This is a genomic window from Pseudomonas fluorescens (genome assembly GCF_030344995.1).
Taxonomy (GTDB): domain Bacteria; phylum Pseudomonadota; class Gammaproteobacteria; order Pseudomonadales; family Pseudomonadaceae; genus Aquipseudomonas; species Aquipseudomonas fluorescens_BF.
Map to the genome: position 1 here is coordinate 3,110,197 of NZ_CP128260.1, position 15,905 is coordinate 3,126,101.

Genomic DNA, 15,905 nt, shown 5'->3' on the forward strand with positions numbered 1-15,905 from the left:
GCGCGACCCCCAGAGCGTTCATCACAAGGTGCGGGCGTAAAACGCGCTCAGCTTGCCGATGGCGGCGTCGACATATCGCGGCACCCAGTAGGTTTCGATGTGGGTGGCGCCCTCGAGGATGAACACTTCCTTGTCCGTGGTGCCGGTGGCTTTGGGGAAGGCGTCCTGAGTCATGTACAGGCTGTCGGCCTTGCTGCCGGCGATCATCAGCAACGGTTGATTGATCAGCTCGATTTGGTCGGTAGCGTCAAAACGCATCAGGTCGATGAGGCTGCTGGTGGTGTATTTGAAGGTCGAGTTCGGGTGCGCGTGGGTCTTCCAGTAATACTCGTAGCCCTGGCGATAGAGTTCGAACGGCAATTTGGCGATCTGCTCATCCGTCAGGTTGGCATCACCGGAATACAACACCGCGCCACCGGCGGCTTCTGCGCGCGGGCGGCCGAAGCCTGTTGCAGGCGTTGCTGAATGCTGTCCATTTGCGAGTCGTTGTAGCCGGTGCGGCGCACCCGGCCCGAGTTGAACATGCTGACGGTCGCCAGCGATTTGAAGCGTTTGTCGGTTTGCGCCGCCGCCAGCGAATAACCGCCACCCCCACAAATGCCGAGCAGGCCCAGTCGTTTGTCATCGACGCCGGCAAACTGGCTGATGAAGTCGGCCATGCCGTGGATGTCTTCGATGCGATACGCGGGTTTATCGATGCTGCGCGGCTGACCACCGCTGGCGCCCTGATACGCCGCGTCGGCGGTGATGGTGATGTAGCCCTGTTCGGCCAGACGCTGGGCGTACAAACCGGCGACTTGCTCTTTTACGCCGCCATTCGGATGCGCGACGACCACGGTCGGGTAGGTTCGCTTCGCATCGTAATTGGCGGGTGTGTAGACGTTGGCGGCGATGTCCAGTCCATTGAGTTTGTAGCTGACCGGATGAATGTTGACCTTGCCCGGTTCGTTCTTGGTGATTGCGCCGTCATAGGCGAGGGTGAACGGGTTTTTTTTGTAGTCGGCGGCCAGGGATTCGCCGGCAGAGAGGGCCTGGGTCAGCGCTGTGTTGGCCCGCTCGACGGTCTGTGCGTCGCCGTGCTTTTTCAACTGCTCGGTGACTTGGCGCAACTGCGCCGCGCTGAGCCCCACGCGCAGGCTCGCCAGCATGTGCGAGCGCAATTGCGGTTCCACGCCCGGCGTCGCCGCCAGCGCGCCGACAGTCGCCAGTTCGCGGCTTTGCCAGTCGAGGTTGTCACGCTCGAAGATGTCGCCGAACAGGTGGGTTTGCAGGAACCGGTTGATCACCGGAGCGAACTCGAACACCGGGCCTTTGACCGGGCTGCCGGAAATCTTCGTTTGATTGGCGGTGCCAGCGGCCAGCAGTTCATCGCCGGTTGGAGTTGCCCGGCCTGGCTCACGCCCCGGCGCATCCTCGATGCCGCGTTGTTTGCGGGCTTGCACCACGGTCATCAACTCATTCAAGGCATTGAGGCTGCGCGGGAAGCCGACGTAGGCGTAGAGCTGCACGAGAATTTCCCGTGCTTCGCTGACGGTCAGACCCGCGTCGAGCCCCTGGTTGAGCGCCACGTTGAGATTGGGCACGTCGCTGGTGGCCATGAACGCGGCGATCAGGGGAATCGCCTGCTGTTTTTTCGACAGTGTGTCGATGCTGTCTTGTGTGCTGGTTATGTCTTGCGGTGTCGCCGGATCGTATTGCGCCTGCGAGACTTTCTCGGCCCAGGTAACCGTCTTGCCGTCCTCGGCTTCAGCAATCGCAATGTGCGTCATGCCGGTGTTCGCTGTGGCGCCATGCCAGTGACGGGTGAGCGGGGGGATCCAGACAATGTCGCCCGGACGGATTTCCTGACGCGGCCCGCCTTCTTGCTGCACGTAGCCAACCCCGGCCGTGACGATCAGCGTTTGCCCCAGCGGATGGGTGTGCCACGCGGTGCGCGCGCCAGGCTCGAAGGTCACCGTGCCGCCGCTGACACGTGCCGGCAGATCGCCCTTGAACAGACCGTCCACGCGCACTGTGCCGGTGAAGTTCTCGGGTGCGCCCTGAATAGAGGGTTGGGAGCCTTTCGGGGTAATGCGGATTTCACTGGCGGCTGCGGCTTCTGCGCTTATGAGCGATAAGGCAACGAATGGCGCGATCAGTCGGTTCATCGGCCGACCCTCGCCTTGAGCGCTTCGGGATAGCGTTCGCCTTCGATATGGATCTGCGCCAGTGCCGTATCAATCGCCTTGAGTTCACTGGCGTCGAGTGTGATGTCAGCGCCACCGAGGTTTTCTTCCAGACGATGCAGTTTGGTTGTGCCGGGAATCGGCACAATCCACGGCGCCTGTGCGAGCAGCCAGGCCAGTGCGATCTGCGCCGGTGTCGCTTGTTTCTGCGCGGCGATCTGCCGGATCAACACCACCAGCCCCTGATTGGCCTGCAACGCCGACTGGCTGAAGCGCGGGACGATGCTGCGAAAGTCGTCACTGCCATAAGTGGTATCGGCAGACACCGTGCCGGTGAGGAAACCCTTGCCCAGCGGACTGAAGGGCACGAAGCCGATGCCCAGCTCCCACAGCGTTGGCAGAATTTCCAGCTCGGGCTCGCGCCACCACAACGAATATTCGCTTTGCAGCGCCGTGACCGGTTGCACGGCATGGGCGCGCCGGATGGTCTGCGCGCCGGCCTCCGACAGGCCGAAATGTTTGACCTTGCCTTCGCCAATCAGATCTTTCACCACACCGGCCACGTCCTCGATCGGCACGTCCGGATCGACCCGGTGCTGGTAGAGCAAATCGATGTAATCGGTCTTCAGCCGGCGCAATGAACCCTCGACGGCGATCCGGATGTGCTCGGGGCGGCTGTTGAGGATCTGCTGTTTATTGTCGTCGCCGAAGGTAAAGCCGAACTTGGTGGCGATGACCACTTGATCGCGGACCGGCGCCAGCGCTTCGCCCACCACTTGCTCATTCAGATAGGGCCCGTAGACCTCGGCGGTATCGAAGAACGTCACGCCTTGATCAACCGCTGAGCGGATCAGGGAAATGGCTTGTTGAGTATCAGTGGCGGGGCCGTAGCCATGGCTCAGACCCATGCAGCCAAAGCCAAGGGCCGATACGGTGAGTGAGCTGTTGCCGAGTGTTCGCTTATGCATTCTGATCTCCCGTGGTTTGGCGTTGGGGGAACAGTAAGCGAGCGCAGGAGAGGGGACTAGACGGGTAAATCGGCAAGGGTTTATGAGTTGCGCTCATCAATCCGACAGGACCGGTGAGCGCCAGATGATTTCAGCGGCTCACGAGGTTTTCTCGAACCCATTGCTCCGCGTTGGTGACTTGAATGGATTGCTGTTCGTTGAACGTGCCAGCTTTCGGCCAAGCCACGCCTCTGCCTTGTGCGAACACGGCGCGATACTTTTTGATGTGGTGGGTGGGATCTTTTTCAAGTTCCTGGATCAGGTGCTCAACAGTCCAGACGTTGCGTTTGAACGGACGTTCAAGCACCCGTTCAAGGATGCTCGCCACTTGTCCGTAGGTCACGGTGTCGCCGGAAAGGTAGACGATCTGATTGCGAAAGCGCGGCTCGAAGAAGACGATTTCGGCGGTCAACCTGCCGATGTCTTGCGGTGTGGTGAGCGTCACGCTGTTGTCGAGACTGCCGAGGGCGTTGACTGTGTCGTTTTCGAAGTTCACCACCTCAAACACCGGCTCGAACAGGAAGCTGGTGAACATGCCCGTCGAGATGATGACCCACTCGGTTTTATCCTGGGCGCGGAGCAATTCGCGCACATCGAGTTGAGCATCAAACAAATCCTGAGGACTGCCTCGCCCGATGACCTCGAAATCCACGCCAAACTGCCAGGGAAAGTAGCGCTTCACACCGGCCTTGAGCGCTGCGGTGGCAAGCTTCATCGGCGTTTCCCGACCCGCCACCATGCCTGCGCAGCCGATGACGGTATCGAATCGGGCGAAGACTTCAGCCAGCTGATCGATCGAATCACTCACCAGGTCGGCGGCGACCATTTGGATCCCCAGACTCCGCAGCTCATCGATTTCTGCCTTTTTCTCCGGCATCTGGGTGCTGATGGTCGAGGCCCTGAGCAAGACACTGACTGTGGATCCGGGTGCGCGTTTTACGACCTGTGCGAGATTGCGCAAAACCGGCAGGCCGAGTTCGCCGGCACCGAGTACGAGAATCGATTGGGGGGAAGGCTGTGTTGTTTCGGTCATGATGTCTCCTGAAACCTGCTGTCTGTAAGATGGGCAGATATTTGCACCATTCGACAGCACCAGTAAGAAGGCACACGTGTGATACCGGGAGGAGAAATGACCGACCACGAGACTCTTGGCCAGGCAGAGAGGATCTGCCAGACGCTCAGAGACGATGATGATGGAGTGCGGCGAGAAGTCCTCACGCATGCCGGCAGTCGCTGGTCGTTGGGCATCCTGCACGCCTTGGGTGTGTACGGCACGATGCGCCATGCTGAGATCAAGCGACAGATGAGGGGCGTGACTCAGCGCATGTTGACCAAGACGCTGCGCTCACTGGAGCGTGATGGTCTTCTGATTCGGCGGGAGTTCGGTGAAATTCCGCCGCGTGTCGAATACGAGCTGACGCCACTGGGCATGGGGCTTTTGGTCCGTATGTCGCCTGTGTGGACGTGGGTGGTCGAAAACGTCGACGACATTCGCAAGGCACGTCGTGCTTTCGACAGTCAGGTTGACCAAAAACCTTCGTGGCAAGTCCCCACGCCCATGGCAGTGGATTCAGAGGTGCCTTAGTGATTCGGCACGGGCGCGTTGCTTCAGAGAAAAGGGGACATCAGTCCCCTTTTTGATTTTTTGCCATTTTCTGTCTCGGCATTGAGGATTCGGGTCGGCTTTTACAAAACTAGCTAAGCAAGTTAGCTATATGCTAGTGTCGCTCGCCTCAAACCGAATCCCTCGATCTCCGGACAAGACCTGCGCATGTCATTACCCACATCACCGCCCAATCCTGCCGAAGATCCACGCACCCTACAAATCGCCAGCGATGCCGTTGGCCAGCAGTTGCAACAGATCGCCATCCTGACCCGTGCTGCGGCCGGCCAGTTGGGCGTGGTGCTGGGCATCAATCAGACCGACGTGGCGGCGCTGGAGCATCTGATTACCGACGGTCCGTTGCCGCCGACCGAGCTTGCTTCGCGTCTGTCCGTGACCACGGCGGGCATCACCCAGGTCATCGACCGGCTGGAGCGTGCCGGGCACGTGGTGCGCGAGCGACAGCTCAACGACAAGCGCCGGGTACTGGTGTGCCCGGTGCCGGAGTCGGTGGCACAGGCCTATCGGCATATCGCGCCGATGCTCAATGGGTTGAGCGCGGTGCTGGGTGCGCTGGACGAGCGGGATCGTGCAGTCATCGAGACCTTTCTCGGGCAAGTGATCGAGGTCTACCGCAACACGTTGCCGGGCAGCACGACCGCCACTTCTGAAACGCAGGACGCAAAATGAAACCACAGAAAATACTCGTCACCGGTGCAAGCATCGCCGGCCCCGCGCTGGCGTATTGGCTGTCGCGTCAGGGCATGGACGTCACGGTGGTCGAGCGGGCGCCGGCGTTTCGCGATGGCGGGCAAACCATCGATGTGCGCGGCGCCGGGCGTGAAGTGGTGCGGCGGATGGGGCTGGAAGATCTGATTCGGGCGAACACGACGCACGAGCAGGGCATTGCTTTTGTTGACCGGGACAATCAGACCAAAGCGTTTATCGGCGTCGATGCGTTTGACGGTGACGGGCCAATTGCCGAACTGGAAATCCTGCGTGGTGAGCTCGCCAAGCTGTTGATCCAGCACAGCGAGGACCGGGTCACGTACCGGTTCGGTGACAGCATCGAAAGCATCGAGGACGATGGCGAGCAGGTTCACGTGCGTTTCGAGCAGGGCGGGGAGCAGGTTTACGATCTGGTGATCGTGGCCGAAGGGATGGGTTCGACGACCCGCAATCAGGTGTTCGGCGATGAAGTGAAGCGTCGCCCGCTCGATCTCTACACGGCTTATTTCACCGTGCCTCGACAGCCGAGCGACGGCCAGGTGATGCGCTGGTACAACATTCCGGGTGGTCGTTGCGTCTGTCTGCGGCCTGACAATCTGGGCACCACGCGCGCCTTTTTGTCTTTTCAGCAAGCACCGAGCGGATACGAAAAGCTCGCGCAGGACGAACAGAAATCCTTGCTCAAAAAACTGTTTGCCGATGCCGGTTGGGAAACGCCTCGCGTACTCGCTGCGCTGGATGACACCACCGATCTGTATCTGGAGGCGGTGGGCCAGGTCAAAATGCCCCGATGGTCCAAGGGGCGCATCGCGCTGCTCGGGGACGCGGCCTATTGTGCGTCGCCCATCAGTGGCATGGGCACCAGCCTTGGGCTGTGCGGCGCCTACGTGCTGGCCGGAGAACTCGGACGTTACGCCGATCACCGTCAGGCATTCGCTGCATACGAAACACTGATGCGTCCATTCGTGGCCCAGGCGCAAAGCGTGCCGAAATTCGCCCCGAGACTGGCCTCGCCGCATTCGCGTCTGGGCATCGCACTCGGTCATGCCGTGCTGCGGATGGCTACCGCGCCGGGGCTCAAGACGCTGTTTGGCAAAATCCTTTCGCCGAAAGCCGATGCTATCGTCCTGCCTGACTACGACGATTTACCGCGGGCATAAACCTCACAACTCGATCGCCCAGGTTTGACTCACCAGCTCCTTGCCGAAGCTGTGAATCGGCTCTTCCTCGACCAACTCGAACCCCGCCCGCTGATACAACCGGCGGGCATCCACCAGATTGCTGGTGGTCCACAGAATCATCTTTTTGTAGCCGACATCACGGGCAAACCGCAGGCATTCCTCGACCAACCGATTGCCGATTCCCAGGCCCCGCGCGCTGGCATCGACGTAGAGCATGCGCAGTTTCGCGGTGGTTTGGTCGTGGCGGATGACGAACACCGAACCCACCACCTTGCCGTCCTTTTCCGCGATCCAGCAGCGCTCGCCGGTAGGGTCGAATTCGCGCAGGTACTTGGCGACAATCTCGGCCACCAACGCTTCGAATTCTGAATTCCAGCCGTACTCACGGCTGTAGATTGCAGTCTGCTGATGCACCACCAGGCCCATATCGCCGGGCTGCGGATCGCGCAGCAGGTAGGTCGTCGGTTGGCCACCTTCGAGCAGCGTCTGGATTTGCTTCATCGAGGCGATCAGTTGCAGTTGCTGCGGTTCGGCGAGGCGTTCGAGCAGGGTGATGACTTCTTGCCGCGAGGCTTGCTCCAGCGGCGCGAGAATCTCGCGGCCGAGGTCGGTGATGTGCAGTTGACTGGCGCGTGCGTCGGTCGCGGAGGGGACTTTCTGGATCAGGCCTTTTTTGTCGAAACCGCTGATGATCCGGCTCATGTAACCCGCGTCCAGGCTGAGCATCTGCCGCAGGTCAGCGCTGGTCAGATCACCGCCCGAGGCAAGTTCGTAGAGGATGCGCAATTCGGTCAGCGAGTAGTCGCTTTGCAGCAGATGCTCCTGCAGCACACCGATCTGGTGAGTGTAGAAACGGTTGAATTGCCGGACGATGTCGGCGCGGTCGGAGATTGTGGACATGACGGGATGCTCATATATTTGCTTAAGGCAACTATATAGTTGCCTGAGGCAAGCAAGTCAAATGAATGATTTCATGATCCCGAACGCAAATTCCTCCGGATCGAACCGCTCAGTCGTGTCCATTTGTATGTTTCTGAGGTTCACCGTTTCCAGGTGTGTGGCGTAGAGCGATTCGGAAAAACAGGTAATCAACAGAGTGCGACGGCGTGCGCCGCTGAAATTCAGGCTGCCGGCGTGGATCAGGTCGGCATCGAAGATCAGGATGTCGCCCGCGCTGCCCGTCAGTTGCACGGATCGGGACTCGTCAGTGAAATCGAACGGGGGCTCGCTCAGAGCAGGGCGATGGCTGCCGGGGACAATGCGGGTTGCACCGTTTTCCGGGCCGTAATCGTCGAGGTACACCAGCGCGTTGACGGTGTCGCCGGGACGTTGCGCCGACAAGTCGCGGTGCAACTGCTGGTGGCCGCCATTGATGAGCGGTTCCCGGCCCTCGACCTGAGAGAGGAAGAAGCGCTCGCCGATCAACTCGCCCACCACCGCCAGCAATGGTGGCAAGCGGCACACGGCTTGAACGGTCGGATCAGTGTCCAGCTGCGAATGGCGCCAGTCGATGCCACGGGGCACGGGCCATTCACCGGAAGGTTTCACGCCTGCATCGAAGACTGCACGCAGAGTGTCCAGCCATGTCGACGGGATCGCCTGACGCAGCAGCACGTAGCCGTTTCGGTGGAGTTGCGCGCGATCAGCCACAGGTGTCCTCGGTTTTGTCGACTACCGCAGAGCGTAGACAAAAGCCTCAACGACGGTGCCGTCATCCAGCGTCACCTTGGTCAAAACCCGCTGATACTCAGCCCCTTCAAACTCATCCAGCGCCGCCCAGTGCAGGTGGAAATTCTCGGAGGCGAAAACGTAGCCTTCGATCACATCGCCATCTTCGGCAATCACCAGCCCGGGAAAGCCCATCGCCGCGCCCCATCCGGCCTGCGACAGGCGCCCCTTCAGCGAAGCGGCCTGCCACGTGCCGCCGATGTTCAACATCACATGCTCATTCGGGCGGCCAGGGCCCAGAGTTCCATAAACGAAGAGACGTTCCACGATTGCTCCTGCCAGTCAAAAAAGGGAGGGATCCTGACGTATCAACGATGTGCAGGCAACACCGCGATCAGTTCTGCGCTGACCGGCTCAGAAACCCGTCGATCAACGCCACCACCTGTTGCTGGATCACCTCACGCGAACGGGCGCCGCCGTCCGCGCAAATGATGCCGTCACCTGGCGAATCTTCCTCGAGCAGCGAGACGGCGCCGGGCTTGCACAGGGACATGAAGCTGAAATGGCTGGCGTCGCTGATCTCGACATACTGCGATGTAGATGAAGGCAGCCGTTTGGCGAGATTCGCCGACTCCAGTTGGGCGGGAAGGTCTTCGGACGGCACGCCCGCGCCGATCACCAGTGCGGGAACCGGCAGTGCGGCGAGGCTGGCGTCGGTCATCCCGCGTGACAGGCCAAGGTCCAGTGACACGATGGCGCTGACGCGTTTGTCGCTCAAGTCTGCGCTGATCCGGCTCTTGGATTCCGGCGTGTCGGCGACGTTGATCGTCTTGTAGACCGAGCAACTGGCGAGTTTTTGATGGACTGCGCAGTCCTCGGCAAAACGCTCAGGGTCGAAGCGTGTGCCGGCGATTTCCAGAGCGGTCCAGCCGCCAAGCGAATGACCGGCGACTGCAATTCTTCCCTTCGAGACTGCGCCAAATTGCTCCGGCTGAGCCGTGACCGCATCGATGACGCGGCTGATGTCGACTGGTCGTTGCCACAACTGTGCAGCGGCTTTCGGGCTGCGATCATGAGTCGTGGTGCCAGGGTGATTGACCGCCGCGACGATGTAACCCTGACGGGCCAGCGCACTGGCGAGCCACGCCTGATTGCTCCAGTTGCCCCTGAAACCGTGGGACAGCACCAGCAATGGATGATCGCCCGCCGTTGGCGGCGCCTCGCGCACCGCCGAAGTCCCGACGAACACCGCGTCGTCGGCGATCAATTGCGCGGGAGCGGTGGTCTTGGCGGGATACCAGACGACCATGTCCAGCGAGCGCTCGTTGTGCGCGTCCGCCAGCGTGGCGGAGCGGAAACCGATGGGGTTTTCGTCAGCGTTTGCGCTGGCCGAAAGGCAGATCAGAAGCAGCAGGCCGAAAGCGTTTTTCATTGTTTTTATCTTCCTTGATCAAATCGGGCAAACAGGACGTTCGCCCAGACGTTCTACCAGTCTTACGAGATAACCGTCAGGATCCTGAACGAGAAATTCACGCTGGCCGACTTCGACATCGTCAGCGCGATACCAGGTGTCTTTGCAGGTTTTATAGAGCGAGACCTGGGCGGCGCCGAGTCTTTCGATGATGGGAGCAACCGCCTCAACGTCAATCTGCAGATTGACGCCTCTTCCGAACGGCCTGCTCAGTTCCGCCGTCAGCCACTGGCCTGCATCCGGATCAACCTGCTCGAGCATGACTTGAGCGCCATTCAGGTCGAGGTAGGCGAAGCCGTCTTCCGGGCGTTGATAGGCGATGTTGAAGCCCAGGCAGGAGACCCAGAAAACGAGGCTGGCCTGCAGATCCGTGACCATCAATTCTGGAACCAGTTTGTTCCGTTCAAACATGGTGTGAATTCCTTTTCGTTCGGTTCGATGAGTTGATCACTTGAAAGCACTGCGCAGTTCTTCAATCACCTCCTCAACAGAGCACCCCTGAATCGCCGGCGGAGTGGGGTTCTCACCAAATTCCCGCCAAACGAACAGCGTCAGTTCTGCGCCATCGGTCGATGGCAAGGGATTCTCGGCGTAGGCAAAAGATTCGAGCAGGCGATAGCGGGAGTCTTTCCAGAACAAGTCTTCGACCCAGTCATAGACCGGTATGAAATGGAAGTGGAGGGGCAGACCGGGTTCATGACCGAAGCGGCCGATATAAAGACGCTTGGGCTTCAGATGATGCTCGATGATCTGCTGAGTTCTTGCGATCAGCCCTCCAAGCTCCGCCAATGCCTCGGTCGACAGCTCGGCCAGTGAGTTGGTCTGGATTTTGGTCCCCAGCATCAAATAGCCGGGAAGTGCACTGGCCAGATGGTGGTTGACGATCCAGTGCTCGGTTTCATGAAGAATGAAGTGCGGGGCAATTTCCATGTGCCATTGGTCCTGGGGCAAGCGGTGCGCCAGCGTAGCAAAAGTGCAGGCCTTTCAGCTGAAGACAGAAAAATAGATCTGTCCCCATATAAATGAAAAAGCCCGGCGGATAAGGCCGGGCTTTTGTCGAGTACTGCGGTAAAACCCAGCATTCAGACGTTACGACGTTCGATCAGACGGTCAGAACCACCTTCGGCCACCGCATCGCTGAACAGCGGATCGGTTTCGGTCGCGGCTACAGCATCGCTGAAGAGCGGATCGGTTTCGGTCGCGGCAACGGCATCACTGAAGAGCGGATCGGTTTCGGTCGCGGCAACGGCATCACTGAACAGTGGATCAGTTTCAGTCGCGGCTACGGAATCGCTGAACAACGGATCAGTTTGAGTCGCAGCAGCAACAGCATCGCTGAACAGTGGGTCGGTTTCAGTCGCCGCGAAAGCATTCAGGGCGAAGAGCGAGAAGGCGATACCGAGAAGGGTTTGGCGTTTCATGGTTCTGTACTCCGTGTGCAGTGGGTTGGTATGGAGCAGATCCTACGCTTTGGATTCGATATGAGAACTTCATTGAATTAATGGTTGTTATTGATGCAGTCAATGATTGGACTCGGCCTCCCGAAGGGCTCTGAACTGCTGCGCCAATCCCAGCGCCACGCGGCCGCTGTCCACCGTGGGCAGCAGGTGGGTGAAGGGAATGTCGATCATCCGGTTCTCGCGCACTGCCCGCAGGGTCGATAACACTGGATCCTGTCTCAGCAACTGACGCTTGCGACTGGCCGGCGACCATTGCGCGTCGGCCAGCAGGATCACGTCCGGATCACTGGCGAGCAGGGTTTCGCGGCTCACGGTTACCCGATACTGGTTGATGTCGGCGAACAGATTTCGCGCGCCGGCAGCGGCCAGCAGCGGGGTGACGAAACCCCGGCGACCCTCGCTGTCGAGGCCGTTGACCTCACTGTCCAGATAGAACACCGAGAGCGGTTTACCCGAGCCGGCCAGTGCCCGGGCGCGGTTCAGATCGGCGTCCAGCGCTCCATTCAGCTCCCGCGCTCGCGGTTGTTTGTGCAGCAGCGCGCCGAGGGTCGAGAGGTCGTTGCGGATGTGTTCGAAGTAGTCCAGCGAATGCCCGTTACACGCCGACTCCAGCAGATAGGACGCCACGCCGTTGCGCCGCAGTCCGCTGCGTGATGTCACGCCGATTCCGAAGGCCGAGGTGAACCCGCCGATTACCAGATCCGGTTTCTGCGCGTACAGCACTTCGCTCGATGGATAGCGCGGCGCAATCACCGGTACGCCGAAGTACTCGGACTGCGACGCACCGGTATCGTCCAGATAGGCGACGCCCGCCAGCGCCGAGCCTGCACCCAGCGCCAGCACCAGATCGGCGGCGTGCTGATTGAGGGCGACGATCCGCGAAGGTGGTGCGACCGGCGCGTTCCAGGTCTCGCCACAGTTGCGGTAACTGTCGGCCCAAACGGGCAGCGCGCAGAGCAGGGCGCCCCAAAAAACAAGCCTTCTCATGAGCGCGCCCTGATCAGCAAATCCTCGACCACTTCACCGCCCACCAGATGCCCCTCGACCAGCCGTTGTGCATCCGCGTGACTGCGCACGCCGTACCAGCAGGCTTCCGGGTAAACCGTCACAATCGGCCCCAGGTTGCACGGGAACTGACAATGGGTGCGGGTCAGCAGCACGCCGCCCGGCGTTTCTATGCGGTCATGCGCCAGCAAATGCCGGCGCAGGGTTTTCCATAACTGCAAGGCGCCGCGCTGGGTGCAGCGCGGGCCGGTGCAGAGGAACACGTGGCGCGCATGCTCGGGCACGTGCGACCAGTCCGGGTGCGAATCGACGCCGTCGGTGGTGATGATGTCCGCCATCAGAAGCGATACGTGTAGCGGACTTCGGAGGTGAATGGCCGCCCGAGGTTGTCGACGTTGTTCGAGCGACTGGTGACGTAGTTGCGGTCGAACAGGTTCTCCACCAGCAGGCTCACCCGGTGCTGATGGGCGCCGTCGAGGTAGCGCCAAGCGTCAGCGTCCACCACCGAATAATGGCCGTACTCGACCTGTTTCGAGCTGATGACATCGCGGATGTAACGGATCGCACCGCCGGCTCCCCACATCCGGTCGACCGACTCGTATCCGACGCGCGAGCGGGCGAAGAAGCTCGGTACGTCGTTGATCGTCACCCCCGCTCGGGACTCGGTCAGATTGCGGGTCATGTCCGCCTGCAGGCTCCATTGCTCGTTGAGTGCCAGTTTTGCGTCCGCTTCGAAACCACGCATCTGGATCCGCCCCTGGCCATTGACCCACTGGATATCGTCGAGGGTGATCAGGTCGTCGATCTTGCGCTTGAACAGGGTGACGCTGGCGCTCAACTCGCGGTCGAGCAGCAGGCCTTTGTAATCCAGACCGAGCTCGGCGTTGCGGCTTTTCTCCGGTTTCAGATTACGGTTGCCCAACTCGTCTCCCGGCTCGTTGACGAACAATTGCTCGGCGTTCGGCAGTTTGTAGGCGGTGCCGTACTGCCCGCGCAGGGCCCAGTTTTCGTTCAGGTCATACAGCGAAGTGAGCATGCCGACCGTGGCGCTGTCGCCACCGCCCATGGCTTCGTGACGGATGCCGATGCTCGGGTGCCAGTCGGGCAGGGCGTCGATCTGCGGGCGCAATTGGGTGTACAGCGCGTGGGCTTCGGCCTTGTCGTTATCGATGATCAGCACATCGTCCTGACCCTTGAACCACTGGTTGTCCGTGCCGAATACCAGCACATGCCCACCGGGTAACTCGGCCTTGCCTTCGGTCTGCACGCCCCAGTCGGTGAAGCCCCAGTAATCGTTGTGGTTGATGGTTCGGGTGCCGCCATTGGCGGTGTTGTTGATGCGCGTATAGCGGGTGTCCCAGTCGTTGATATGACCTTTGACGAAGTAGCTCAGGCGCTCGTTGATAGTCTGCTCGAAGGTCGCCGTGGCGATTTGCTGGATGCGGTCGTTGGTGGTCTTGTGGTTGTCCACCGGGCGTGCGAAATCGAGGTTGGCGTCGGCGTATTGGTAGAACAGCTCCAGACGTTTGTCATCGCCGAACGACTGAATCGCCTTGCCACCGAAAGTCGTGACTTCATAAGCGCGCTTCTTCTCGGTGACGTTTTTCAGGTCGCGATTGCGAAACGGCTGATAGCCGTCCGAGACGTTATGGCTGATGTAGGCCAGCAAGCCCAGATCGCCAAAACCGTTGCTGAAAATGTTCTCGACCCGTGCGTCACCGGTGGTGCCGCCGAAGGTGTCGAGGCCCATGTTCACTTCGCCGGAGGCTATGCGGCTCTGCGGGCTGCGGGTGACGATGTTGATCACCCCCGACACCGCTTGGGTGCCGAACAACAGGCTCTGCCCACCCTTGAGCACTACGATGCGTTCGATGGCGTTGGCCGGCAACGTGTCCAAGTACAAACCGCCGTACAGGCGATTGTTCAGGCGCACGCCGTCGAGCAGGATCAGCGTGTCGTCGTTGCGCCCGCCGAGCAGGGAATAAGTGCCGTAGTCGAACGGGCCGTTTTTCGGCGCGACGTACAGGCCGGGAATGAACATCTGCATCACGCGGCTGACATCGGCGCTGGGGCCGGCGCGTTCGATCTGCTCGCGGGTGACGATCTCGACCTTGCTGCCGAACTGCGCCATGTCGGCCACAGTGGTGGACTCCACGGACGGCGCGGAAACGATTTGCTGATGGAGTTCCAGCGGCGTGTCATCCGCCAGCAACAGGGGGCTGAACAGGCAGCCGAACAACAGGGATGGAGCCGGAGTGTTGAAAGGTTTGATCATCGTCTTCTCGAAAGGATCTTCGCAGAAGAGCATGCAGGAGAAGGCATCGCGCACACGCCGACACCGGCCCATGCCCGCCCACCGCAGGATTTTGCCAAACAGACATCTCAGGCCGGTCTCCGGGCTCGCGCGTATGGACGCTTTCACCTTCCCATGGCCGTCTGGCCACAGTGGTGTGTCGAAAGCATCACGCGCCTACCGTTGCGGGGGCAGCACCGGACTTGTTCGAAAAGAACGTACCGGTTTCCCGTTTCACCCCATGCACGGCGGCATGGGACACCTGAAACAGGGCGGCATCTGAACATTCGGGTGGGCGTGCGTCAACTACCCGCACGTGTTGAGTATGACGACGGCTGGTGTCGGTTATTGCGCAATAAACCCGCGAATCGCTTGAGTGGTTTCGACGGGCGCTTCCTCCATCAGCCAATGCCCCGCACCGGCGATCACCAGTTCGGTGACGTTGTCGGCGGCATTGCGCATCACGATGGCTTCGTTGTTGCCGAAGGACTTCTCGCCACCGACCGCCAGCACCGGCATTTTCAGTTTGGTTTTCATCGATGCTTCGTTGTCTACCGCGTCCTGGCGGATCGCGCGGAACTGGGCGAACGCCGCGTGCATGGCACCAGGACGGGCGTAGAGTTTGGCGTAGTGCTGGCGGGTGGCTTCGTCGACTTTTTTCGGGTCGCCGGCGAACTCGTTCCAGAAGCGGTCGAGGTAGATGCGCTCACGCCCGGCCACCAGTCGTTCTGCATCCGGACCGCCGAAGTCGAAGTGCCAGAGCATCGGCGAGCGAACGATTTCGTTCCACGGCGGGATCCCCGGAACGGGCGCGTCCATCACCACCAGGCGATCGGTCTGCTGCGGATACCGCGAGGCGTAGGCGAAGGCGACCATGGTGCCGATGTCGTGGCCGACCACCACCGAATGCTCGATGCCCAGCGAAGCCAGCACCGCGCGGATATCACCGGCCTGGGTCTTCTTGTCGTAGCCATCGGCCGGGATCGACGACAGGCCCATGCCCCGCAAATCCGGCACCACCACGGTGTGATCCTTCGCCAGATCCGCCGCCAGAGGCGCCCACATATCCCCGGTGTCGCCAAAGCCATGCAACAGCACCACCGCCGGGCCTTTGCCGCCGATGCGCGTATGGATTTTCGCACCGTCCACGGCGATGTCCTGAGTGCGGAACGAGGCGGGGAAGGGCGTCACGTCGGCATGGGCCGGAACACTCAGGGCCAGCAGCAGGGAAGCGGAGAGCAGGGCGCGGATCATGGCGTTCACTCCAGAGGGGGTGGCTGGAGCGTAGACGGATTTGTTGTAGCTGAAGTGTGAAAAATGGGC

Annotated in this window: 16 protein-coding genes, 2 pseudogenes and 1 riboswitch; of the genes and pseudogenes, 3 read left to right on the forward strand and 15 right to left on the reverse strand. The window is 60.6% G+C overall.

Annotation, left to right across the window (positions count from 1 at the left end):
- Positions 1 to 21: 21 nt before the first annotated feature.
- The 4 genes and pseudogenes from QR290_RS13960 to QR290_RS13975 all read right to left on the reverse strand — a co-directional run bounded on the left by QR290_RS13960 (position 22) and on the right by QR290_RS13975 (position 4,205).
- A pseudogene (locus tag QR290_RS13960) lies at positions 22 to 1,040 on the reverse strand (alpha/beta hydrolase).
- Positions 1,023 to 2,147 (reverse strand): annotated as a pseudogene (locus tag QR290_RS13965) ((R)-mandelonitrile lyase); the annotation flags it as partial. The pseudogenes QR290_RS13965 and QR290_RS13960, both read right to left, overlap by 18 nt.
- Entirely contained in the window at positions 2,144 to 3,133 is a 990-nt protein-coding gene (locus tag QR290_RS13970) for an aldo/keto reductase (protein WP_289205227.1), read from the reverse strand. The gene QR290_RS13970 and the pseudogene QR290_RS13965, both read right to left, overlap by 4 nt.
- 130 nt (positions 3,134 to 3,263) lie before the next feature.
- Positions 3,264 to 4,205 (reverse strand): aromatic alcohol reductase, encoded by a 942-nt coding sequence (locus QR290_RS13975; protein ID WP_289205228.1) that lies wholly within the window; start codon positions 4,203 to 4,205, stop codon positions 3,264 to 3,266.
- Between the two features lie 96 nt (positions 4,206 to 4,301).
- Here QR290_RS13975 and QR290_RS13980 point away from each other — a divergent pair, with 96 nt between their 5' ends.
- The 3 genes from QR290_RS13980 to QR290_RS13990 all read left to right on the forward strand — a co-directional run bounded on the left by QR290_RS13980 (position 4,302) and on the right by QR290_RS13990 (position 6,664).
- Positions 4,302 to 4,757, forward strand: coding sequence for a winged helix-turn-helix transcriptional regulator (locus QR290_RS13980; protein ID WP_289205229.1), 456 nt, complete (start codon positions 4,302 to 4,304; stop codon positions 4,755 to 4,757).
- 186 nt (positions 4,758 to 4,943) lie between these two features.
- Positions 4,944 to 5,465 carry a MarR family winged helix-turn-helix transcriptional regulator gene (locus QR290_RS13985; RefSeq protein WP_289205230.1) on the forward strand — a complete coding sequence of 174 codons (522 nt, stop codon included), beginning with the start codon at positions 4,944 to 4,946 and terminating at the stop codon, positions 5,463 to 5,465.
- Positions 5,462 to 6,664 (forward strand): FAD-dependent monooxygenase, encoded by a 1,203-nt coding sequence (locus tag QR290_RS13990; RefSeq protein WP_289205231.1) that lies wholly within the window; start codon positions 5,462 to 5,464, stop codon positions 6,662 to 6,664. Before QR290_RS13985 ends, QR290_RS13990 begins: the two co-directional genes overlap by 4 nt.
- Positions 6,665 to 6,667: 3 nt before the next feature.
- Here the strand turns inward: QR290_RS13990 and QR290_RS13995 are convergent, their stop codons facing one another.
- From QR290_RS13995 to QR290_RS14045, 11 genes are all read right to left on the reverse strand, one after another.
- Positions 6,668 to 7,585: a bifunctional helix-turn-helix transcriptional regulator/GNAT family N-acetyltransferase gene (locus QR290_RS13995; protein WP_289205232.1), complete on the reverse strand. Its 918-nt coding sequence runs from the start codon at positions 7,583 to 7,585 to the stop codon at positions 6,668 to 6,670.
- Positions 7,586 to 7,642: 57 nt separating this feature from the next.
- Positions 7,643 to 8,335 carry a phytanoyl-CoA dioxygenase family protein gene (locus tag QR290_RS14000; RefSeq protein WP_289205233.1) on the reverse strand — a complete coding sequence of 231 codons (693 nt, stop codon included), beginning with the start codon at positions 8,333 to 8,335 and terminating at the stop codon, positions 7,643 to 7,645.
- 21 nt (positions 8,336 to 8,356) lie between these two features.
- Positions 8,357 to 8,680: a gamma-glutamylcyclotransferase family protein gene (locus QR290_RS14005; RefSeq protein ID WP_289205234.1), complete on the reverse strand. Its 324-nt coding sequence runs from the start codon at positions 8,678 to 8,680 to the stop codon at positions 8,357 to 8,359.
- Between the two features lie 67 nt (positions 8,681 to 8,747).
- Complete coding sequence (locus QR290_RS14010) at positions 8,748 to 9,785, reverse strand: alpha/beta hydrolase family protein (protein ID WP_289205235.1); 1,038 nt, start codon at positions 9,783 to 9,785, stop codon at positions 8,748 to 8,750.
- A gap of 18 nt (positions 9,786 to 9,803) precedes the next feature.
- Complete coding sequence (locus QR290_RS14015; RefSeq protein ID WP_289205236.1) at positions 9,804 to 10,235, reverse strand: bleomycin resistance protein; 432 nt, start codon at positions 10,233 to 10,235, stop codon at positions 9,804 to 9,806.
- Positions 10,236 to 10,271: 36 nt separating this feature from the next.
- Positions 10,272 to 10,754, reverse strand: coding sequence for an HIT family protein (locus QR290_RS14020; protein WP_289205237.1), 483 nt, complete (start codon positions 10,752 to 10,754; stop codon positions 10,272 to 10,274).
- 152 nt (positions 10,755 to 10,906) lie between these two features.
- Positions 10,907 to 11,245, reverse strand: a complete 339-nt coding sequence (locus QR290_RS14025) for a hypothetical protein (protein ID WP_289205238.1) — start codon at positions 11,243 to 11,245, stop codon at positions 10,907 to 10,909.
- A 99-nt stretch (positions 11,246 to 11,344) separates the two neighbouring features.
- Entirely contained in the window at positions 11,345 to 12,271 is a 927-nt protein-coding gene (locus QR290_RS14030; protein ID WP_289205239.1) for an ABC transporter substrate-binding protein, read from the reverse strand.
- The gene (locus tag QR290_RS14035; protein ID WP_273896781.1) at positions 12,268 to 12,627 is read right to left on the reverse strand and encodes a (2Fe-2S) ferredoxin domain-containing protein; all 360 of its coding nucleotides are present in this window, start codon (positions 12,625 to 12,627) and stop codon (positions 12,268 to 12,270) included. The genes QR290_RS14030 and QR290_RS14035 overlap by 4 nt, the downstream gene beginning before the upstream one ends.
- Positions 12,627 to 14,564, reverse strand: coding sequence for a TonB-dependent receptor plug domain-containing protein (locus QR290_RS14040; RefSeq protein WP_289205240.1), 1,938 nt, complete (start codon positions 14,562 to 14,564; stop codon positions 12,627 to 12,629). Before QR290_RS14040 ends, QR290_RS14035 begins: the two co-directional genes overlap by 1 nt.
- Positions 14,565 to 14,657: 93 nt before the next feature.
- Positions 14,658 to 14,863, reverse strand: a riboswitch (cobalamin riboswitch).
- A 64-nt stretch (positions 14,864 to 14,927) separates the two neighbouring features.
- Positions 14,928 to 15,836 carry an alpha/beta fold hydrolase gene (locus tag QR290_RS14045; protein WP_289205241.1) on the reverse strand — a complete coding sequence of 303 codons (909 nt, stop codon included), beginning with the start codon at positions 15,834 to 15,836 and terminating at the stop codon, positions 14,928 to 14,930.
- Between the last annotated feature and the right edge of the window lie 69 nt (positions 15,837 to 15,905).